Genomic DNA, 20964 nt, shown 5'->3' with positions numbered 1-20964 from the left:
GGCGGATCGAACAGGGCGAGCGGCAGGCCCGCGCGGTTATCCGCACCGCTTCAGCCTGGACGACTACAAGGAAGCGGCGGGCGTCTGGTCGAATGACGAGGTGGCGCTGCCGGACGATCCGCCCGGGGATCTGGAGGCTGTCGACGGGTTGCCCGAGGTCGGCAAGGTCCCGGAGCCCGACGGCAATTACGGCGCCTTCGTACCGCACTACGCGCCGGAGAAGATTTTCGAGATCGCGAGCAAGCTCTACAAGAAGGGGCGCTGACCGCCTCCGCCCAGGACGCCCACTGGAGCGAGCGCGGCCGCACGTGCCGCGCTCCGTCGCCTCAGCCCGGCGGCCTGCCGGGGCTGCCGCGCGACGCGGCCTACGGCGCCTTCAGCACCGTCCGGCAGGCGGCAGGCAGCGCCGCCATGGTCATGGCGGGCTTCGGCTTCGGCGGCACCTTCGGGGGCTTCGGGTGGAGCACCGCGTCCGAGAACCAGTAGCCGAGGTCGTCGCAGCCATCGCCGGCCGGGGGCGCGCCCTGCGGCTGGCAATCCTCCTGACCGGCCGGGCAGGCGAGCCGGATATGGTAGTGGTAGTTGTGCCCGTACATCGGGCGGACCTTCGACATCCAGCGGCTGCCCGCGGCGTCGCGGCAGAGCGCCTTCTTGATCGCCGCGTTGACGAAGATGCGCTCCACCTCCGGCTGCTCGGCCGTCAGCTTGATCAACTGCAGGTGGGTAGGCGTCCAGACTTCCGGATCGATGTCGAGGCGGTCCCGGCGGACCATGTCGGTGGCCGAGGTCTCCTCGCGCTCCGCCCGGCTCATCCGGTGGTCGGGCATCGGCGTCAGCCAGACGTCGGCGTCGATGCCGATCTGGTGCGAGGCGTGGCCGGTGATCATCGGGCCGCCCCGGGGCTGGGCCATGTCGCCCACCAGCAGCCCCGGCCAGCCGACCCGGACGGCCTTCTGCGACAGCCGCTCGATGAAATCGACCAGGTAGGGCGTGCCCCACATCCGGTTGCGTGACGGGCGCATGACCTGCCAGTTCGGCCCGTCCATCGGCAGGGCCTCGCCCCCGGAGAAGCAGCCCTTGGCGTAGAAGCCGTAGATGCGGGCCGGTCCGGAGGACGCCTTGGTGACGCGCCCGAACAGGGCCTTGGCGGGGGTCGAGGGCGCGTCCGGGTGCTCCAGGGGCGGCAGCGGTTTCGGGTTGACGCTGCCGCGGTCCTGGGCGTGCGCGGCGGCCGGCAGGAGCAGGGCGGCGAGCGCGAGGCTCTGGGCGAAACGCGGCATCGGCATGCGGGGGGCTGTTCGTCCGGCTAGTGTGGCAGGGCGCGGGTGCCCCACACCGACCGTCGCCCAGGGGCGGGGCGTTTTTCGGGCAGACCGCGCCGGTCAGGCGAAACGGTCGGGATGCGGCCCTGCGCGCTGCCCGGCCCGCATCTGCGGGAAGACCGGATCCCGTGGTCCGGATTCGGTGCGGACGACCGCATAAGAGCCCGTTTCGGCCTGCCGAATGGCCCAAGCTCGTTCCTGGCGGGCGTATCGGGCGCTGGATTTCTGTCCGCCTTCAGCATTCGTGCGACAGCACACAGGCAGCATCTGTCGATGACCCGCGCCGGGATGAAGGCTCGGCCTCCAGACCGTTAACAAACAGGATCTCCAGCTGCGGAGTCGCCCCATGCACCGCACATCGACAGAGGCTCACAGAGTCCGAAGCTCGCTCGCTGGCCGGCAGGCCGGGCAGCCCGTTCGGACATCAGATCTGGCGTGGGCTGTGATCGGCGTTGCTCTTCTTGGCGGTGTCTGCCTCTTGCTCGCGGCCAGCCTGGCCACGGAGGCCCAAGGTCTCGCCGACCTGACGGGAACGGTGAGCTGAAGATCCCCAGTCGCGGCCGGAGCGCGAGCAGAATCCGACACTTTCGGCGCAGGCTCACCTGGGCGCGGGCTGATGGACGATGCGGGCTTGGCCGGGCCGCACGCCGGCCGTCACGGCAGGGTGAGCTCCTGACCGGTCAGCGCTACCGCCGCTGTCGGTCCACGCGCACGGAGGCCCCCGCGTCGGAAAGGGCGCGTAATTCGTCGCGTCCATTCCGCTGTCGTGTCGGGACCAAACCTCTGGCCGCACGCGATTGCGGACGGCCGTGAGATGATCGTCTCGAAAGCCGGGCGGACCGGTCTGCGTTCACTGCGCCGCTGCGCGGGTTCCGCCTCGCGGATCGAGACGCGGCTGTCGCATCTTCGCGCGGGGACGATCGCGTCTCCTGCGTCACGCTCGGTTTGGCGGAGGCTGCCTTCCGCGCGAGCCCGCGTGCAGCGTCCGTCCGGACGCCGTGTGAGCCGACGGCACCCCCGTGGATCCTGACTCCTGGGCGCATGTGTCTAAGGTCATGACTCCCGCCCCCGTCCGCTTTCTGAGAGTCACGATCTCGTGCCGCATGCGACCGAACTGATCGCCATCATCGCCCTCGGGCTGACGCTTGCCTTCATCTGCGGAATGGTCGCCCAACGTCTCAGACTGCCGCCCCTGGTCGGCTATCTGGTCGCGGGGGTACTTGTGGGGCCCTACACACCGGGATTTGTCGGCGAAAGCAATCTAACAGGTCAGCTGGCAGAGATTGGTGTGATCCTGCTGATGTTCGGGGTCGGTCTGCACTTCTCTTTCAATGACCTGATGAGCGTGCGCGCCATCGCCTTGCCCGGAGCCGTGGTGCAGATCATCGCGGCGACCACAATGGGCGTCGGCCTGGCTCTGGCGTGGGGGTGGAGCCTCGGCCAAGGACTGGTCTTCGGTCTGGCTCTATCCGTCGCGAGCACCGTGGTCCTGCTGCGAGCCCTGGAGGAGCGTGGTCTGCTCGACACCGACAACGGGCGCATCGCCGTGGGCTGGCTCATCGTCGAAGACCTGGCGATGGTGCTCGCGCTGGTCGTCCTGCCAGCCCTTGCCCCCTCCCTCGGGGGCGAAGCGGGAGGGGCCGCGCACGGCACAGCCCACGTGCTCACCGACTTCATCGGGCACTTCATCGGCCCTGACTATGCCGGCAGCCTGCTGCTCACCATCCTTCTGACCTTCGCCAAAGTCGCGATCTTCGCGAGCCTGATGCTGGTTGGCGGACGTCGCTTCATACCCTGGTTGCTCGATCAGGCGGCGCGCACCGGGTTGCGGGAGCTTTTCACCCTCGCCGTCCTGGCGATGGCGCTGGGGATCGCCTTCGGCTCGGCGGAACTGTTCGGGGTTTCGTTCGCCCTCGGGGCCTTCTTCGCGGGCATGGTGCTCGCCGAGTCCGATCTCAGTCATCAGGCCGCCGCCGAGTCCCTGCCCCTGCAGGATGCCTTCGCGGTGCTGTTCTTCGTCTCCATCGGGATGCTGTTCGATCCGAGCATCCTCCTCCGCGCGCCGCTCTCGGTCCTGGCGGTGCTCGGCGTGATCATGATCGGCAAATCGCTCGCCGCCGTGGCGATCGTGCTGGCATTCCGGCACCCAATCGGCACGGCTCTGACGATCGCCGCGAGTCTGGCCCAGATCGGCGAGTTCTCCTTTATCCTGGTGACGCTGGGTCTGTCGCTGAAACTGTTGCCGGAGGAAGGGCGCAATCTGATCCTGGGCGGTGCGCTCCTTTCGATCACGCTGAACCCAGTTTTCTTCGCTCTCGTGACGCGGATCGAGCAGGCTCTCGCCGCGCGTCCCGACCGCGCGACGCGCTTCGAGCGTAGGCGCGGGCCCGATGTGGCGGAGACGGTCGGGCGGTCGCAGAGGCGCGACCACGTCGTGATCGTCGGCTACGGGCGCGTCGGCAGCAGTATCGGAACGACGCTGCAGGCGTGGGATCTGCCGTATGTGGTGATCGAGCGGGACCGGCGTCGCGTGCTGGATCTGCGCGCAGCGGGCGTTCCGGCCGTCTTCGGGGACGCGACGGTGCCCGGCATTCTCGAAGCGGCCGGCATCGGCGCGGCGCGTCTGCTTGTGGTCGCCACGCCCGGCCCCCACCAAGCCCCTCGGCTTGTCGAGGCGGCACGCGCGTCGAATCCGACGATCGACACGGTGGTTCGCACCCACAGCGACGTCGAGCGGCGACATCTCGAAGAGGATCGGGTGGGACTCGTCCTGATGGCCGAGCGGGAACTGGCACTGGGCATGTCGCTCTACGCGCTGCGCAGCCTTGGGGTGCGAGAGGGTGAGGCACGCCTGTTCATCGACTCGGCCCGAACCGAGAGTCAGTTCGGATCGGACAAGACGGCGGGACCCGTCAAAGGAAGCCCCGAATTGCGACATCAGCACGATGAGAGTGCCGACGGGATGCCCTGACGCTTCCGTTCAACGCGCGACGGACGGGCGGCTTTCCGAATGGGCGAACGGCCATCGGCACGGCTGGCGTGGGTCGGGATCGCAATGGCCGCTCGGAATGGTTCGGCTGGTCCGCTTCGGAGCGGCACGCGCGTGGAAGCGGACGTCACCGTCACGTGCGGCGATACCTCGAAGCATGCCTCCGTTCACGCAAGCGCCCTGCAGCCTCACTCAACCTCTTCGTCGACGCGCGACAGAAATGAGTCCGGAATCTGTATTCCGAGCTTTTTTGCTTTCTGCATATTTACGGATAAATAGAAATGGGTATTGAGTTGAACCGGCAGTTTTCCAACTTGAGCGCCGTCTAATATCTTTCTGACATAGCCCGCTGCTTTTTTGTAAGCATCTGCTTCCTCAGGGCCATAAGCGACGAGCGCTTCATCTTGGGTGGTTGCCTTGTTGTAGGCGGCGACCGGAACGCCGTTCCTCTCCGAGACTGAGCTTATCGTTCGGACGATGGATGAAATTGAAACTGTCGTTCATGAGAACGAGACCACATTTTTTGCTCGACAAAGCGCCTATTGCAGTCTCGATAGCTTTTTCGTCGGCAACGGGCGACAGCGCCGATATCATATTCATTGATCTCGCTGTCTCCTCGAAGGGCGAGACGTAGTATTTATAGTATGGTGCGGTATTGGGGTTATACATCATCGAAACGCACGACATCCCTGGCACCAATTCCTTGAGGTATTGGACCCATTTCCCGGCGATGCTACCCTCTGAATTTATAAATCCGCTCACGTTCTTTCCTGGAGCGGCCAGATTCTCCACGAATCCGCTGCCGACTGGATCGGCCACTGTCGCGAACACGATCGGTATCGTCTTCGTTTCCTGTAAAAGGGCGCGGACGACGGGGGTGGTGGCAGCAAAGATCGCATCGGGCTGGCTTGATACGATGCGCTTTGCGTGAGATTTGGCGGCATCAATGTTTCCGCCAGCCCAATAATAATCGTGCTGGAAGGCGATATTTCTTGGCGTGCTCATCTCCAAAGTATCGGTGAAGTTCTTAACGAGGCTATGAGCTGCGGCGTCAGTCTCCGAAAAATTTGTGATGATCGCAACTTTCTTCCGCATTTGACTCTGCTCGCCGGCGGCGAGGGTCGAGCACATTGTAAGTGCCAGGCACGAAAGGGCAATTTTTTTAAGCATTGCTGTATCCGATCGTCCAGCGCCAATGCCGAATGTGATTGGTATGAGGCTCGGATCTTAAGCCGAATGCTATGGTTATGGAAAAGGTAAATGGTATAAACCAGCTTATCAAGGACCAGGCCGGATCGGGGATCGGGCACTTACTCTCGCCTTTGCCACGATGGCCGAGGTTGAAGCACCGAGGCCGGGATCCGGATCTGATTTCTGAATTCGCTACCTATAAAGCCGTACAGCAAGTCCGACGGCCGGGTGTAACCACGGACCTTCTCGGGAAACGCCGACGGCGGTCCGAGTGTCTGGGTTGGGTGGGGTGGCTTTCTGCCCGTCCGCTTCCGAGCGGTCGAAGCTTTCGAGCGGACGGCGCGGGCCCGCCCGCTGACGGCCGTGATAAGACAGCGCGGTCCAACATCTGGCGTAGCGAAAGCAGACGCGCGCTCAAGGCCTCGTTTTGATGCGGTCATGCGCGTGGTTGGCCGCATCAATCGCCGCACCGTTGTCGAGGGCCCACGCGCAGAGCGCCTCGAAGGGCTGGCGCAGCGAATGGCCAAGCGGGGTGATCGCATACTCGACGCCGATGGGGGCGGTCGGCAGCACGGTCCGGGTCACCAGACCGTTGCGCTCCAGCCGCTTCAGCGCGTCCGCCAGCGCCTTGTGCGTGATGCCGTCGAGCCGCCGCTTGATCGCGTTGAACCGTGCCGGCCGCGGGCACAGCACCGTCAGGATCAGGATCGTCCACTTGTCAGCGATCTTGCCCAACACCGGGCGGACCCGCGCCATGTTGGCGAGCGCGCATGCGGACGCGGCATCGAGATCGGTATCGTCGGCCATATCTAGGCTAACCCAAGTGCGTTCTTGATAGCAGATATACGATCTGTATCTCGTAGGCCATCGTGGATGAAGGGATGCCCTGATGGCTCGCATGTTGGACAAGGTTGCTCTCGTGATCGGCGGGGCGAAGGGCATCGGCCTCGCGGTCGCCGAGCGGCTGGCGATCGAGGGGGCGTCGGTCGTTCTCACCGGCCGGCGCGCCGACGAGGTCGAGGCAGCCGCTGCGCAGATCGGCTACGGAGCGCGGGGTCTCGTCGCGGACGCGGCCCGACAGGAGGATCTGCACCGGGTCGTGGCGACGGTGCGGGAGACGCATGGCCGGATCGACGCGCTGGTCCTCAACGCGGGTATCTCGGAGCCGGCGACCCTGCGCGACGGGACGCCCGAGCATTTCGACCGGCACTTCGCGGTCAACGTCCGTGGGGCTGTCTTCGGGTTGCAGGCGGCTCTGGGCGCGATGGGACGGGGCGGGTCCGTCGTGCTGATGGGGTCGATCGCCGACGCCGCAGGCATCACGCCCTACGGGACCTATGCCGCGACGAAGGCGGCGCTCCGGTCGTACGCGCGCACATGGACGGCGGAACTCGCTCCGCAGGGGATCCGCGTGAACGTGGTAGCCCCCGGCCCGACCGACACTGCCATGATGGCGCGGGTGCCGGAGGAGGGGCGCGCCGCGCTGATCGCGCCGATCCCGCTCGGCCGCATGGCGCGTCCGGAGGAGGTGGCGGCGGCCACGCTGTTCCTGCTGAGCGACGAGGCGAGCTTCGTCGCGGGGGCCGAACTGTGCGTCGATGGCGGGATGCGACAGGTCTAGCGTCACGATAACGGTTTCAGCGGGTCCGCCTCGGCCTCTTTGCACCCCCGAAGCGGCTCGCGCTCCACCGCCGATCGCGCGCCGTCCGTCAGCATTCCGGAAGATTGACGGCGAGCCCGCCGGTCGACGTTTCCTTGTAGCGGACGCTCATGTCGCGCCCGGTCTGCTTCATCGCCTCGATGCAGTTGTCGAGCGGCATGATGTGGCTGCCGTCCCCGCGCAGCGCCAGGGACGCGGCCGCGACGGCCTTGATGGCGCCGAGGCCGTTGCGCTCGATGCACGGCACCTGGACCAATCCGCGGATCGGGTCGCAGGTGAGGCCGAGATGGTGCTCGAGCGCGATCTCGGCGGCGTTCTCGACCTGCTCGTTGGTGCCGCCGAGCGCGGCGCAGAATCCGGCGGCCGCCATCGCGGCGGCCGACCCGACCTCGCCCTGACACCCGACCTCGGCGCCGGAGATCGAGGCATTGGTCTTGATCAGGCCGCCGATCGCCGCGGCCGTCAGCAGGAAATCGCGAACACCGGCGTGGTTCGCGCCGATGCAATGGTCGCGATAGTATCGGATGACCGCCGGGACGACGCCGGCCGCCCCGTTCGTCGGTGCGGTGACGACGCGCCCGCCGCCGGCATTCTCCTCGTTGATCGCCATCGCATAGACGGACAGCCAATCGTTCGCGACGTGCGGCTGGACGCTGTTGCTGCCCCGCTCGGAGAGCAGCGCCTGATGGATGCGGCGGGCCCGGCGGCGGACGTTCAGGCCGCCCGGCAGCGTACCCTCGGTGGCGAGACCGCGATCGATGCACGCATCCATGACCGCCCAGATCCGATCAAGGCCGGCATCGAGCTCCGCGTCCCCGCGGCCGACCGTCTCGTTGGCCCGCTTCATGGCCGCGATGCTGCGCCGCGACGCCGCGCCCATCACGAGCATCTCGGCGGCGCTCCCGAACGGATAGGGGCGCAGCACCGAGGCATCGACCGCCTTGATGTCGCCGCCGGACAGTTCCTCCGCGGTCAGGACGAAGCCGCCGCCGATCGAGTAGTAGGTTTCCGTGAAGTACGGCGCGCCCTCGGCGTCGAAGGCGCGGAGGATCATCCCGTTGGCGTGGCCCGGCAACGGCGGCCCGTAGTCGAACACGATCCCGGTCTCGGCATCGAAGCGGATCCGCGGAAGGCCCGCGACGTCGATCCACGCGTTCGCGCGCAACGCGGCCTCGCGGCGCACGGCCTCGTCCGGATCGAGCGTGTCGGGACGAAGCCCGAGCAGGCCGAGAACCACCGCCCGGTCGGTGGCATGCCCCTTTCCAGTGAAGGCGAGACTTCCGCGCAGGACAGCCTCGATCCGCAGCGGCGCAGGCGCGTCAGGTGCGCGGGCCCAGCGCTCGCGGAGCGCGTCGAGGAAGCGCGCGGAGGCGAGCATCGGTCCCATGGTGTGCGAGCTGGACGGTCCGACGCCGATCTTGAAGATGTCGAAGATGCTCAGGAACATCGGGCCCTCACATCCAGCCATCGCCCGGAGCTGCACGCATTGATCAACGCAGATGTATCCTCGTCGTGGCGCCGGCGCTTGGCGAGCCCGTCTTCCGGGGCTCACGGGCATGCCCAGCATGGATCGGCCGGCCTCGCCTCGCGGTAAGCCGAAACCGTGCCACGGCCCGGGCATCCGGCGCGCCGCGCTGCGTGTGGCGCGCATCGCCACCGAAGCCCGGACGTCCTCTCAGGCTCGAATCGAGCGGCCGCGCTAGCGCTCCGATGTCAGATAATCGAGCGCGCCGCGGGTGAAGATCTCACCCAGCGCCATCAACTCCTCGACCTGCACGTACTCGTCATGCGCGCTCATGTTGTTGGGAGTGAGTCCGCAGATCACGGTCGGGATGCCCGCGCGCCGGCACAGACGCGCGTCGGAGGCGCCGACGCGCATGTTCGCGACCGGTTCGACGCCCAGGACCTGCGTCGTGGCGCGCGAGAACGACTCGACCACCGGATCGTGGCGCATTGTGAAGGTCGGCTCGTACGCGCGCAGCACCTCGAAGCTGACGCCGGGCGATCCGCGATGGCCGCGTGCAGCTCCGCCGTCGACAGGCCGAGAGGCAATCGCAGGTCGGCGGTCGCCTCGGCGTGGTCCGCCACGAGGTTCGGGAGGCGCCCGCCCGATATCGTGCCGATCGTCACCGTCAGCTTGAGCAGGACCTCGCTCTCCCCCGCGCCGGACAGGGGCCCGGAGCGCGGCGCGGCGTCCCGCACGATGGCCTCGACCTCGGGAGCGACCCGAACATCCAGCGCGCGCAGCGCCGTGAGTCCGGCGAGCGCCTCGACCAGCTTCTCGATCGCGCTCTCGCCGCGGTGGACATAGGCGGCGTGGCAGGATCGTCCCTTCTCGCCGATCCGCAGCACCGATGGCGACCCGACATCACCGCATCCCCGCGTGCCGCCGGGACGGTGTCCAGAAGGTACTGGGTGCCGCGCGTCCCATCGTCTCCTCATCGCCCGCGAAGGCGATGACCGCCTGCCGCCCCATGCGGACGGCTCCGCGGCGAGGTTCCTGAACGCGAACAGGCTCGCCGCCAGCCCGCCCTTCATGTCGGACACGCTGAGGCCGTAGAGGCGGTCGTCCCGCAATTCCCCCTCGGATCCCCCCGTCCGGGCGTCGCGATCGCCGAGGGGAAACGTGTCGAGGTGTCCGTCGAAGACCAGTCGCCGCCCGCCGAGGGCTGCGGCGGGACTTGCGCGCGGACAGGGGCGTGACCGTCAGCCAGGACCGGAGCGCCGTCAGGGGCCGTGCTGCGGATCCGCACGTCCCGAGGAGTGAGCGTGCGCGAACGCGCATGCTTCGGCGCGGCCGACCCTGCGGTCGCGGGATCCGCGACAAGCGTCCGCGCGGGACGACTGTCCCGTCCACCATCTCGCCGCGTTCAGGGCGTAGGCGATTGCGGATCGTCATCATTCGCCCCCGGCAACGGGTGCGGCACCGGGATCGCCCATGTTCAACACCGCACTGGCCGTCCTCGCCGTCCTGGCGGTCCTGCTCGCCCGGGCCGTCCTGAAGCTGGTTTTCCTGCCGCTTCGCATTCTGCGTGGGCTGGTGCGACGGCGTCCCAGGGCGGCCTGAGCCGCCCACGCCCGCCATCGAGGCTGGCCGCACGGTCCGACGCGGTCTCCGATCCGGCCCCATCGCGGGCCGTGTGCTTTCGAAGGGGAGACTCGCTTCCCGACATCCGGGTACGACGCTCGGGAACGAAAGAGTTAAGCTTCGAGTTTAGGGAGCCGCCGATTCGGGGGTACCCTTGAGACCATCCATCCTCGCACTGCTCGGGCTCATGCTCGTGGCCTGCCCGCATTCAGCCCTGGCCCAGGGCGTCAGCGACGTGCCCGCCACGTCGGTCGAGGCCGACGAGCCGCGCCCCGGTCCGCCCCCGCCGCTGCCGGAGCTCTCGGATCCGAACGGGCGGGCCGGCGAGGCCCTGAACGAGCCCGGCGAGCGCTCCCGGATCCCGAAGGCGCTGCGCTCCTCCGGCTCCAAGGCCGGCGGCCCGGCCAACGATCTGAACCCGGGCGGACGGGACGAGGCGCCGGCACCGCCGAAAGGTGACCTCGGCCGCGTCGTCGCCGGCCAGGAGTTGTTCCACGGCAATTACTGCGGCAAGGGCCAGCGTGGCGAGGGGCTTCCTCCGACGGACGCCCTCGATGCCGCCTGCATGCGCCACGACGCCTGCTACGAAGCGGCCGGGTACCATTCCTGCGCGTGCGACGCGTCGCTCAGGCGCGAGGCGTCCGCCGTGGCGGACGGGACGGGCGCCCCCTTGGAGGTCCGGCGCAGGGCCCTCAGCGTCGTGGAGGCGACCGCCGTCATGGAATGCCGCGCCCCCTAGCCACGCGCCCCTGCACGGGATCTGACCGGCGGCCGGCTTGGAGCCGCGACCGTCGGTGTCGCGCCACGCTCCGGGAGCGCGGCGCGCCGCGATGACCAGCCCATCTCCCATCCCCGCCCTTGTCCTGAGGTGCGGCGGAGCCGCCTCGAAGGAGAGCTCCAGGGCTCGCGCGGCCGGCTGGAGGGCTCCTTCGAGGCCTCCGCTACGCGCCGGCACCTCAGGATGAGGGCGAGGATCGGATGATCCAATCCACCCCACACCACGACCCGTATCCTGCCGTCGCGCGTCGCGACGTGATCGGGAGCGGCTCTACTGCGCCTTCGGCTTGCGCAGGAGATAGACTTGCCAGGTCAGCATCATGCTCGAGGCCATCAGGATGGCGTTGAGCAGGTTGAGGAGCGCCTCGTCGTGCATCGTCTCGATCCTGCGGCGGTCGCGTCGCCGGGAAAGCGAGACCGCTGGCAACAACCGGGCCAAGGCCCGCGCCGGGTCGAGGCGCTGGCCTCCGATTCCCGTAGGGCGTTCGACACGAACGATGTTCGCGGCGCCTCGCGCGCGCTCGGTCTGGTCGGGCCGCGCGGGTGCCTAAGCGGGGACCGACTCGCGCGCCGTGAAGGCCTTGGCCGAGATCAGACGCGTCAGGGTCGCGAGCAGATCGGTCTGGGTGATGATCCCGAGGACGCGCCGATCCTCGTCCACGACGACCACCGCATGGGTGCGCCCGTCGGTCAGGGAGGAGGCCAACGCGACGATCGGCGCGTCCGGCCGCGCCGTCCGCGCCTCGGACATCACCTGCGCGAGGCCGACTTCCCCATGCAGCGTCAGCTCGCGCAGGCCGAGCGTGCCCGCGAGCCGGCCCGCGCCGTCCACCACGGGCAGCGTCCGGATGTTGTGCGCGATCAGCAGTTCCCGTGCGCGCTCCGCGCTTGCGTCCATCCCGATGGTGACCACGTCGCGCGACATCACCTCACGACAGGTGAGGTCGCCTTGGGTCCGCACCAGGGCGTGGTGTTCGACTTGGCGCAGAAGCCGGTCGAGGTCGGAGCGGTCGATATCCAGGGTCTCGTGCAGCTCGACCAGGGCCGCGTCCACATCGTCCGACGTGAAGCCGACCCTGAGCGGCGGCGGCAGATCCGCCGTTCCGTGCGTGTTGACCGCCGCCGGCACCGGGACGTGCGGGTAATTGCGGCGCGAGATCTTGTGGAACGCGATGCCGAGCGCAACCAGGATGACCGAGTTGAGGCAGACCGGGAACAGGGGGAACAGGAAGCCCGCGGAGGTGACCGCCGGGCCGCCGATCAGCGCCGTCAGGGCGGCAGCACCGCCGGGCGGGTGAAGGCAGCGGGTGAGCGACATTGCCGCGATGGCCAGCGAGACCCCGACGCCGATGGCCATGACCGGATTGGGGATGAAGTGGGCCGCGAGCACGCCCATGAAGGCGGAGATCGTGTTGCCGCCGATGATCGACCAAGGCTGGGCAAGGGGGCTGGCCGGCACGGCAAACAGGAGCACGGCCGAGGCGCCCATCGGCGCCACGATGAGCGGGATGTGCGGTCCCTGGCCGAAGAACAGGCCGCAGATCAGGCCCGTGAGCGTGATGCCCGCGAGCGCGCCGAGACAGGCGATGAGGCGCTCACGGAGGGTCGCGCCCGCCAGGATCGGTCGGAACAGCTGGAACCCCGCTGTCTTCCCGGATCGATGTTCCGGACGGACCGTCTCCGACATCCTCACGCATCCTTCGCTCACCCGGCCGTCGGTCGTGCCCGCTCGACGAGCACATGCACCGATCGCCTGGGCGTGTATCTGGTATACCAGAGGCCTGTTTACGGGCCGCGGCTGAAATTGCAATCTCGTGAGGCATTCTGCCTGCCGATCGGGCGATTTGGTGTCGGGCTTGGCCGACGGCCCGGGACCGATCGTCGGTGTCCGTCGCCGACGACACCATGAGACATGACGATGCCGGACGGCGGCGGCGACCGACGCCCTGTCCAACGACCATGTTGTGGAAGGCCGGAGAAAGCCGGGCGGCTATGCAAGCCCGGGTTGCAACCGAGGCGAGACCTTGAGCATTGGGACAGCATAGCCATTCGGCATCCCAAGGTCTCCCATGCTGCTGATCTCGTCCCTCGTGGCGGGCACGTTCGTCCTCGCCACATCGTTCTCGCTCATCGCCGTCCTGACGGACTAGGCGCCAGACCGACGCCGCGCCCGATCCCCAGGGCTGGCGCCTCCTGCCAGATCCGAAGGCCCGTGTGGGCCAGGATCCTGCACCGAGCTATGGTGTGGAAGCGCACCTGACGGGGAAATCCATCCCACTTATGCGCATCATATGGCCTCGGGCCGGTTGTGCGCTGCGCGGCCGGTGCCTAGGTCAGAGGGTGAGGCCGCGATGGCGTCGCGGTTTCGCAGCCCTTCTCTAGGGCGTTTCCTCCCAAGACTTCGGGCCGCTCCTTCGGGAGTGGCCTTTTTTGTGCCGACCGCCGCAGAGCTGTGATGACGGCCGCAGCCCCACCGACTATAAGTTTAGCTCCCCCTGCTGATGTGCCCGAGGTGTTCGCGACCCGCACGGTGCTGTTGCGGAGGGACGCGCGATGACAGGAGGGTGCGGACCAGTTCTCCGCACCCTACCCGTGAGGCCTTGGCCGGGCAGTCGCGTGAGGGTCGGCGCGTGCGGGGGAACTGGACACCGCGAAGCGCCGGCCCACGGCCTTCGATTCACCCCGCCTCGGCTGGCAGCGCGACATTCGATGCGACCGGGGCGCCCTCGCGGTCGAAGACGGTGTAGAGGACGCTGGCGGGGTCGAGCCCGAGCTCGGCGATATGCGCAACCGCCGCGTCCTTGGCTTCGGCCGGCGTACCGAACGGAGCGGGCAGCTGGTACATCCGCGCCGCCTGTTCCTCGCCGTCGATCTGCATCGGTGGCGTCGTGATCTCGACCGTGTAGGGCATGGCGTCAGCCCACCTGCGCCTAGTGGAACACGCCGAAGAACCACAGGAGCAGGATGATCGGCAGCGGGATTCCAAGCAGCCAGAGCAATCCACCGCGCAGCATTACAGCCTCCACTTCCGCAACTGTTCTACCCAGGGTTGGGTAGCTCTCGATCGGAACGCACGAGGCCGTGAAAGCGATCCTCCCACTCTGCAGCAAAGCTGGCGATCCTGCTCCGAAGCGGAAGAGCCGCTTTCGGCCCGCCAAGATCGCAGCGCACGCGCCAGCACGGCGCCTCGGAAGCCTGGACGTGCGCCTCTCCGCTCCTGAGGAGCCCAGGCATGAAAGCCGGCCGCAGCACCTGCCGGCCCGTGAGCGGCATCGCGCCGTTCACGCTCCGCCCGAGTTCGTGTACGAGCGTGTGCCGTCGATTGACGACGGCACAGAGCGTGGAGCGCCAGTGACCGAAGACGATGCAGCGCCGGTCTCCACGGGACTGGTCGGTCTCGACCATATCCTGGACGGCGGCTACGCGGCGCGCCGTTCGCATCTCATCGAGGGACGGCCCGGGTCCGGCAAGACCACGCTGGCAATGCAGTTCCTGCTCGAGGGCGCGAAGCGCGGCGAGGGCTGCCTCTACATCACCCTCTCGGAGAGCCGGCGCGAGCTTCTGAACGTCGCGGAGCGTCACGGCTGGTCGCTCGACGGCATCGAGATCTGCGAACTCGTCGCGCCGGAACTCAGCCTGGATCCGAACCTGCAGCAGACCCTCGTCCATACCTCCGACCTCGAGCTCGGCGAGACGGTTCGCATGGCCATCGCCGAGATCGAGCGCGCCAAGCCCGACCGCGTCGTGTTCGACAGCCTGTCCGAGATCCGGCTGCTCTCGCAAGGCTCGTTGCGCTACCGCCGGCAGGTTCACGCCCTGCGAAGCTTCCTGCTCATCCAGAACATCACGGCGCTTCTTCTGGACGATCTGGCCGCCGAAGAAGACGACCTGAACCTGCACAGCCTGAGTCACGCCGTGATCCGGCTGGAACAGCTCGCGCCGCTGTACGGCGGTGAGCGGCGGCGGCTGCGCGTGATCAAGATGCGCGGCACGCCGTTCCGGGGCGGGTACCACGATTACATCATCCGGCGCGGCGGCTTGACCGTGTTCCCGCGGCTCGTGGCCGCCGAGCATCTCGGCACGTTTCCGGACGCCCAGTGCGGCACGGGAAGCGCCGAACTCGACCAGCTGCTCGGGGGCGGTCTCGACCGGGGGACCAGCACGATGCTGATCGGGCCCTCCGGCGTCGGCAAGTCCACGGTGGCCCTCACCAGCGTCACCGCGGCGATCGCCCGCGGCGAGAAGGCGCTGATGCTCAGCTTCGACGAGACGACGAGCGTGCTGCGGAAGCGGGCGAGCGGCCTGTCGATGCCGATCGACGACGCGGTCGCATCGGGCGCGCTCCAGGTCGAGCAGATCGATCCCGCCGAGGTATCGCCGGGCGAGCTGGCCGACATCGTGCAGAACGCGGTCGAGCACCGAGGAGTCACCCTGGTGGTGATCGACTCCCTGACGGGCTATCACAACGCCATGCCGGAGGAGAATTACCTGCTCCTGCAGATGCATGAGCTGCTGACCTACCTGAATCAGCAGGGCGTCATCACGCTCCTGGTCCTGGCGCAGCACGGCATGATCGGGGCCATGAGCACGAGCGTCGACCTGACCTATCTCAGCGACACGATCCTGCTCTTTCGCGCGTTCGAGGCCGAGGGGCGTCTGCGCCGTGCGATCTCCGTGGTGAAGAAGCGGACCGGCAGCCACGAGGATACGATCCGCGAGTTGCGGATCGACTCGCAAGGGATCCGCGTTGGCGAGCCGCTGAGCGCGTTCCGAGGAGTCATGACCGGGGTCCCGACCTTCGAAGGTGAGCGGTCGTCACTTCTCCGCACCCGCGGCGCCTGATGACCGATGCTGACCCGCCGGTCCTCGTCCTCGCACCGACGGGCCGCGACGCGCATGTGGCCGCGACCCTCCTCGGCGAGGAGCGGATCGCGACGCAAATCTGCGGCGACCTCACGGACGTCGTGGCGTGCCTCGATACGGCGGCCTGCGCCATCCTCACCGAGGAGGCGCTGTTCTCCTCCAACCGACAGGCCCTGGCGGACTGGATCGCCGCGCAGCCGCCGTGGTCGGACTTTCCGTTCATCCTGCTGACGCGGCGGGGCGCCGAACCCAAGGTCCACCTGACCGACCTCCTCGGGAACGTCAGCGTTCTGGAGCGCCCGTTCCACCCGGCGACGCTGGTGATGGCGGTGCGCTCCGCCCACCGCGCCAGGCGCCGGCAACTCGAGGCGCGCGCCTATCTGGAGGAGCGCGAGCGCTCGGCGGAACGGCAGACCCTCCTGATCCGCGAGCTGCATCATCGTGTGAAGAACACGCTGGCGACGGTCCAGGCTCTGCTGGGCGCGTCGTCCCGATCCGCGACCAGCGTCGAGGCGTTCTACACGTCGTTCTCGGCGCGGGTGATCTCGCTCGCGAAGACGCACAACCTGCTCACCGAGGATTACTGGCAGCAGGCGCCGTTGCGCGACATGCTGATGAACGAACTCGGGCCCTACAACGACAGCGAAGGGTCCCGCATCGTTCTCGACGGTCCCAGGGTCGATCTGGTCGGCGATCTTGCGGTTCCCACCGGGATGGCGATCCACGAACTGACGACGAACGCGGCCAAGCACGGGGCGCTATCCGTCCCGGAAGGTCGCATCCGGATCAGCTGGACGGTCGAGAAGACCGCGGACCATCAGGTGCTGTGTCTCGACTGGATCGAGCGCGGCGGTCCGCCGACGGAGCCGCCGACCCGCAAGGGCTTCGGGTCGACGCTCCTCCAGCGCGTGCTGAAAGTGCAATGCCAGGCCGAGCTGGCCTTCGATTATCAGCCCGCCGGCTTGCACTTCGCGATGCGCGCGCCTTTGCCGGAGATGCGCATCGTCCCCGCCTACTGAGGGTGTCGGAGCGGGGCATCGTCCCGCTGCGCCGCGCCTGCGGGCCGGCCACCGCGGCAATCCCGAAAAGGCCTGTCCGGGGCGCTGCCTGTTTGCCCTCGGTCCAACACGTGGGACGATCGCCGTCCGCCGGCATGGCCGATGCAGAAGGGCCGTGGCCGGTCGCCCCGGCCGCATTGAACAGGACTCCAGAATGGCACCGCAAGAAGCATCCAGGTCGCCGGTCCGCGGCGGGCGCGTGGCGATCGCCGGCCTGGGCACCGTCGGGCGGGCCGTGGCACGGGCCCTCGACGGCGGCGCCATACCGGGCCTGACCCTGACCGCCGTCGCGGTCCGCGACGCCGGGAAGGCGCGTGCCGAACTCGCGGCGTTCGCTCAGCCGCCCGAGATCGTCACCGCGTTCGATGCCCTCGAGCCGCGGGCCGACATCGTGCTGGAATGCGCGCCGTCGCAGTTTCTCCCGTCGATCGTGCGGCCGTTCGTGACGGCCGGCAAGACGGCCGTGGTGCTGAGCTGCGGGGCGCTCCTCGACAACGCGGACCTCGTGGAGGCCGCCCGCGCCCATGGCGGTCAGATCGTCGTCCCGACCGGCGCCCTGCTCGGCCTCGACGCCGTGACGGCCGCCGCGGAGGGCACGATCCACACGGTGCGCATGATCACCCGCAAGCCCGTCCGCGGCCTCGTCGGCGCGCCCTACCTCATCGAGCACGGCATCGAGATCGCCGGCATCACCGAGCCGATGCGGGTCTTCGCCGGCAGCCCGCGCGAGGCGGCCCGCGGCTTTCCGGCGAATCTGAACGTCGCGGTCGCGCTCTCGCTCGCCGGCATCGGACCGGACCGGACCGAGCTGGAGATCTGGGCCGACCCCGGCCTCGACCGCAACACCCACCGCATCGAGGTCGAGGCCGACGCAGCGCGGTTCGCCATGACGATCGAGAACGTGCCGACCGACGAGAACCCCCGCACGGGCCGCATCACGGCGCAGTCCGTCATCGCCTACCTGCGCAAGCTCGCCGCCCCGCTCCGGGTGGGGACCTGACGGGCCGGGCCCGGCTGGCACATCCCGTGCTGTCGATTGCACGCGTCCGGGCCGAGGTCCGCGCGGAGGCCCCGTAACCCCGGAGTGGCCCGTGACAGCGGTGAACGGCGAGACCCCGTCCGCGATCGAGCGGGCGACGATGCGGCGGGTCACGGCGCGGCTCATGCCGCTGCTGATGCTGGGCTTCCTCGTCGCCTTCATCGACCGCGTCAATGTCGGCTTCGCGGCCCTGCAGATGAACGCCGATGCCGGCCTGTCGGCTCGGTCTTCGGCCTGGGTGCGGGCCTCTTCTTCGTCGCCTACTTCCTGTTCGAGGTGCCCTCGAACCTGATGCTCGAGCGGTTCGGAGCCCGCCTCTGGCTCGCCCGGATCATGATCACCTGGGGGCTGATCTCCGCAGCCACCGCCCTCGTCGTCGGGCCGATCTCGTTCTGCGCGGTGCGCTTCCTTCTGGGCGCGGCCGAGGCCGGCTTCTATCCCGGCGTGATCTTCTACCTGACGCGCTGGTTCCCGAAGGCCTACCGCGCCCGGGTGATCGCCCTCTTCGCCGTGGCCGTGCCCCTGTCGAATTTCGTCGGCTCGCCGATCTCGGCGGCGCTGCTCGGGCTCGACGGCTGGCTGGGCCTGCGCGGCTGGCAGCTGATGTCGATCGTCGAGGCCGCGCCGGCCGTGGTGCTCGGCCTGCTCGCCCTGCGGTTCCTGCCGGAGGGGCCGGACCGGGCGCCCTGGCTCGACGACGCGCAGCGCCGCTGGCTCACCGGGCGCCTGGCGGCCGAGCGCGCGAAGCAGCCGGCGGTCCGACCCTCCGTCTGGCAGGTAATCCTCGACCGGCGCGTGCTGGCCGCGGGCCTGATCTTCGCCGGCAGCGTCGGCGCGAGCGCCTGCCTGTCGATCTGGCAGCCGCAGATCTTCAAGTCCTACGGTCTGACGACGATGGAGATCGGGCTGCTCAACTCGGTGCCGTTCGGGATCGCGGCCGGGTTGATGGTGCTCTGGGCCCGGCGATCGGACCGCACCGGGGAGCGGGCATGGCACGTCGCCGGGCCGCAGGCGCTCACCGCGCTCTGCCTCGCCGCGGCCCTGGCCACCCACGGGTTCGGGCCGACGGTCGCGATCCTGTTCCTGGCGATCCTCGGGACCTACGCGGTCAAGGGCCCGTTCTGGGCGCTGGTCACGGAATGGCTGCCGCCGGGCGCGGCCGCAGCCGGGATCGCGCAGATCAACGCCATCGGCAACCTGGGCGCCTTCGTGGGGACGTACCTGATGGGTGTGATCAAGGATGCGAGCGGCAGCTACGCACTGGGCTTGCTGCCGCTCGCCCTGATCACCGCCACGGGGGCAGCGCTCGCGCTGGGACTGGACCGCGCCCGCCCGCCCCTGATCCCGGTTCTGCCGGGTGAGAGGCCTTAGGAAGGCTGCACGCCGCATGAATCGGCCCGAAGCCGACTCACCCTCTCACCCGCTCAGGGGGCGTACGGGGTGAAGACGTAATCATGGTTCCTGACGCGCGCTTCGTGGCAGGCGAAGCAGGTTTGATGCTGCGCTTCGTCCACCGGCTTGCCGTCGATGAAACGGCCGAAGCCCCAGCCGCCGGTCGCGGCGTAACGCTTCGCATCCTTGACCATGACCTGCACGGTCGTGGCCCGGCCGGGCACCGTCGCCGACTCGAACTCCGCGGACGGCATCCGCTCCCAAGCCAGCTTCACCAGGACCGTACCGTCCGGGAACGGCAGCGTACCGGCCCGGTAGGCCGTCACGGCCCGGTCGTTGCCGACGACGGCGCGCAGTTCGTTCAGCGGCGCATCCTCGAGCGCCGGCGCGATCAGGCGCCAGTCGCGGTAGCCGTCCGGAACGGTGACGCCGTAGATCGGCGCGGCGGGCTTGCCGCTCCCGTCCACCGCCCGGGCGGCCGCGACGAGAAGGCCTGAGGCGGTGCAGGCCAGGAGAAGGGCGCCGGGCCCGCGGAGGCGACGGTCAGAGGGCATCGACGTCCACCACGGCTTGCGCGAAGGCCTGCGGGGCCTCCTGCGGAAGGTTGTGCCCGATGCCGCCGCTGATCGTGCGATGCGCGTAGGGCCCGGAGAACTGCTTGGCGTAGGCGGCGGGATCGGGGTGCGGTGCCCCGTTCGCGTCCCCCTCCAGGGTGATCGTCGGCACGCCGATTTTCGGCGTCTCCGCCAAGCGGGCTTCGAGGGGATCGTACCGCCGCTCGCCGTCGGCGAGACCCAGGCGCCAGCGGTAATTGTGAATGACGATGCTGACGTGATCCGGATTGTCGAGGGCCGCAGCACTGCGCGCGAAGGTGGCGTCGTCGAACTGCCAGCGCGGCGAGGCCGTCCGCCAGATCAGCCGGGCGAATTCCGTCCGGTTGGCCTCGTAGCCCGCCCGGCCGCGGCTGGTCGCGAAGTAGAACTGGTACCACCAGGCGAGTTCGGCCTGGGGCGGCAGCGGCTTCTTGCCGGCCTCCTGGTTGCCGATCAGGTACCCGCTGACCGACACCAGGGCCTTGCACCGCTCCGGCCAGAGCGCGGCGACGATGCAGGCGGTGCGGGCGCCCCAGTCGAAACCGGCGAGAACGGCCTGACGGATGGCGAGCGCGTCCATCAGGGCGATGATGTCGACCGCGAGCGCCGCCTGCTGGCCGTTGCGCACGGTATCGCCCGCCAGGAAGCGCGTCGTGCCGTAACCGCGCAGGTAGGGGACGATCACCCGGTATCCCGCCGCGGCGAGCAACGGTACGACCTCCGCGAAGCTGTGGATGTCGTAGGGCCAGCCGTGAAGCAGGAGCGCCGCCGGACCGGACGGGTTGCCCGCCTCCAGATAGCCGACGCGCAGGAGGTTAGCGTCGACTTCCTTCAGCGGCCCGAACGCGGCGCCTTCGCCCTTTCCTGTCTGCGCGTGTGCGGGGGCACCAGGCCGAGTTCGGCGGCCGCGATGGTGGCGGCCGCGCCGCCGAGAAGGCGGCGGCGGCTCCGGTTGATGGTTTCGGACGGCATGGGCGCATCCCGCTGCTGAG

19 protein-coding genes and 2 pseudogenes are annotated in these 20964 nt (G+C 68.7%); 10 read left to right on the top strand and 11 right to left on the bottom strand.

Features of this window, described 5'->3' with window-relative positions; genetic code table 11:
• Positions 1-100 precede the first annotated feature (100 nt).
• A complete protein-coding gene (locus M6G65_RS23625) occupies positions 101-265 on the top strand; it encodes a hypothetical protein (protein ID WP_238196939.1) in 165 nt (54 codons plus the stop codon).
• A 100-nt stretch (positions 266-365) separates the two neighbouring features.
• On the opposite strand, the gene mepA is transcribed toward M6G65_RS23625, so the two are convergent.
• The gene (gene mepA, locus M6G65_RS23620; protein ID WP_192710786.1) at positions 366-1286 is read right to left on the bottom strand and encodes a penicillin-insensitive murein endopeptidase; all 921 of its coding nucleotides are present in this window, start codon (positions 1284-1286) and stop codon (positions 366-368) included.
• A 1132-nt stretch (positions 1287-2418) separates the two neighbouring features.
• Between mepA and M6G65_RS23615 the strand changes: the two genes are divergently transcribed.
• Positions 2419-4293: a cation:proton antiporter domain-containing protein gene (locus M6G65_RS23615; protein ID WP_238196940.1), complete on the top strand. Its 1875-nt coding sequence runs from the start codon at positions 2419-2421 to the stop codon at positions 4291-4293.
• 206 nt (positions 4294-4499) lie between these two features.
• Here M6G65_RS23615 and M6G65_RS33570 read toward each other — a convergent pair whose 3' ends face one another.
• From M6G65_RS33570 to M6G65_RS23605, 3 genes are all read right to left on the bottom strand, one after another.
• Entirely contained in the window at positions 4500-4778 is a 279-nt protein-coding gene (locus M6G65_RS33570) for an ABC transporter substrate binding protein (RefSeq protein WP_284042385.1), read from the bottom strand.
• Positions 4711-5481, bottom strand: coding sequence for an ABC transporter substrate-binding protein (locus M6G65_RS23610; RefSeq protein WP_250102952.1), 771 nt, complete (start codon positions 5479-5481; stop codon positions 4711-4713). The genes M6G65_RS33570 and M6G65_RS23610 overlap by 68 nt, the downstream gene beginning before the upstream one ends.
• 435 nt (positions 5482-5916) lie before the next feature.
• A complete protein-coding gene (locus tag M6G65_RS23605) occupies positions 5917-6309 on the bottom strand; it encodes a winged helix-turn-helix transcriptional regulator (RefSeq protein ID WP_238196942.1) in 393 nt (130 codons plus the stop codon).
• Between the two features lie 82 nt (positions 6310-6391).
• On the opposite strand from M6G65_RS23605, the gene M6G65_RS23600 reads away from it, so the two are divergent.
• Positions 6392-7123, top strand: coding sequence for an SDR family NAD(P)-dependent oxidoreductase (locus M6G65_RS23600; protein ID WP_238196943.1), 732 nt, complete (start codon positions 6392-6394; stop codon positions 7121-7123).
• An 88-nt stretch (positions 7124-7211) separates the two neighbouring features.
• On the opposite strand, the gene M6G65_RS23595 is transcribed toward M6G65_RS23600, so the two are convergent.
• The 3 genes and pseudogenes from M6G65_RS23595 to M6G65_RS34080 all read right to left on the bottom strand — a co-directional run.
• On the bottom strand, positions 7212-8609 hold the full coding sequence (locus M6G65_RS23595; protein ID WP_238196944.1) for an L-serine ammonia-lyase: 1398 nt from the start codon (positions 8607-8609) through the stop codon (positions 7212-7214).
• A gap of 252 nt (positions 8610-8861) precedes the next feature.
• Positions 8862-9215 (bottom strand): M20/M25/M40 family metallo-hydrolase, encoded by a 354-nt coding sequence (locus M6G65_RS23590; RefSeq protein WP_238196995.1) that lies wholly within the window; start codon positions 9213-9215, stop codon positions 8862-8864.
• 8 nt (positions 9216-9223) lie between these two features.
• Positions 9224-9814: pseudogene (locus tag M6G65_RS34080) on the bottom strand (M20/M25/M40 family metallo-hydrolase); the annotation flags it as partial.
• Between the two features lie 286 nt (positions 9815-10100).
• On the opposite strand from M6G65_RS34080, the gene M6G65_RS33565 reads away from it, so the two are divergent.
• Positions 10101-10229, top strand: coding sequence for a hypothetical protein (locus M6G65_RS33565; protein WP_283214866.1), 129 nt, complete (start codon positions 10101-10103; stop codon positions 10227-10229).
• Positions 10230-10404: 175 nt separating this feature from the next.
• Positions 10405-10989 (top strand): phospholipase A2 family protein, encoded by a 585-nt coding sequence (locus M6G65_RS23585; RefSeq protein ID WP_238196945.1) that lies wholly within the window; start codon positions 10405-10407, stop codon positions 10987-10989.
• Between the two features lie 585 nt (positions 10990-11574).
• Here the strand turns inward: M6G65_RS23585 and M6G65_RS23580 are convergent.
• Both M6G65_RS23580 and M6G65_RS23575 read right to left on the bottom strand, forming a co-directional pair.
• Positions 11575-12714, bottom strand: a complete 1140-nt coding sequence (locus tag M6G65_RS23580; protein WP_238196946.1) for an HPP family protein — start codon at positions 12712-12714, stop codon at positions 11575-11577.
• Positions 12715-13704: 990 nt separating this feature from the next.
• Positions 13705-13938, bottom strand: coding sequence for a hypothetical protein (locus tag M6G65_RS23575; RefSeq protein WP_238196947.1), 234 nt, complete (start codon positions 13936-13938; stop codon positions 13705-13707).
• A gap of 440 nt (positions 13939-14378) precedes the next feature.
• On the opposite strand from M6G65_RS23575, the gene M6G65_RS23570 reads away from it, so the two are divergent.
• The 5 genes from M6G65_RS23570 (at position 14379) to M6G65_RS23550 (ending at position 19358) form a co-directional block, all read left to right on the top strand.
• The gene (locus tag M6G65_RS23570; RefSeq protein ID WP_238196948.1) at positions 14379-15869 is read left to right on the top strand and encodes an ATPase domain-containing protein; all 1491 of its coding nucleotides are present in this window, start codon (positions 14379-14381) and stop codon (positions 15867-15869) included.
• Positions 15869-16909, top strand: coding sequence for a sensor histidine kinase (locus M6G65_RS23565; RefSeq protein WP_238196949.1), 1041 nt, complete (start codon positions 15869-15871; stop codon positions 16907-16909). The genes M6G65_RS23570 and M6G65_RS23565 overlap by 1 nt, the downstream gene beginning before the upstream one ends.
• A 193-nt stretch (positions 16910-17102) precedes the next feature.
• Positions 17103-17948, top strand: a complete 846-nt coding sequence (locus M6G65_RS23560; protein WP_238196950.1) for an aspartate dehydrogenase — start codon at positions 17103-17105, stop codon at positions 17946-17948.
• A 91-nt stretch (positions 17949-18039) separates the two neighbouring features.
• Complete coding sequence (locus M6G65_RS23555; RefSeq protein ID WP_238196951.1) at positions 18040-18279, top strand: hypothetical protein; 240 nt, start codon at positions 18040-18042, stop codon at positions 18277-18279.
• Positions 18264-19358 carry an MFS transporter gene (locus tag M6G65_RS23550; protein ID WP_238196952.1) on the top strand — a complete coding sequence of 365 codons (1095 nt, stop codon included), beginning with the start codon at positions 18264-18266 and terminating at the stop codon, positions 19356-19358. The genes M6G65_RS23555 and M6G65_RS23550 overlap by 16 nt, the downstream gene beginning before the upstream one ends.
• 53 nt (positions 19359-19411) lie before the next feature.
• On the opposite strand, the gene M6G65_RS23545 is transcribed toward M6G65_RS23550, so the two are convergent.
• Together M6G65_RS23545 and M6G65_RS23540 are read right to left on the bottom strand one after the other, a co-directional pair.
• Complete coding sequence (locus M6G65_RS23545) at positions 19412-19933, bottom strand: cytochrome P460 family protein (RefSeq protein WP_238196953.1); 522 nt, start codon at positions 19931-19933, stop codon at positions 19412-19414.
• Positions 19923-20944, bottom strand: a pseudogene (locus M6G65_RS23540) (alpha/beta fold hydrolase). The gene M6G65_RS23545 and the pseudogene M6G65_RS23540 overlap by 11 nt, the downstream one beginning before the upstream one ends.
• Positions 20945-20964: the final 20 nt, after the last annotated feature.

The sequence above is a fragment of the Methylobacterium tardum genome, from assembly GCF_023546765.1.
GTDB classification, from domain to species: domain Bacteria; phylum Pseudomonadota; class Alphaproteobacteria; order Rhizobiales; family Beijerinckiaceae; genus Methylobacterium; species Methylobacterium tardum.
Note: the sequence above shows the minus strand (reverse complement) of the source record. Positions and strands in the feature narration are given on the sequence as shown.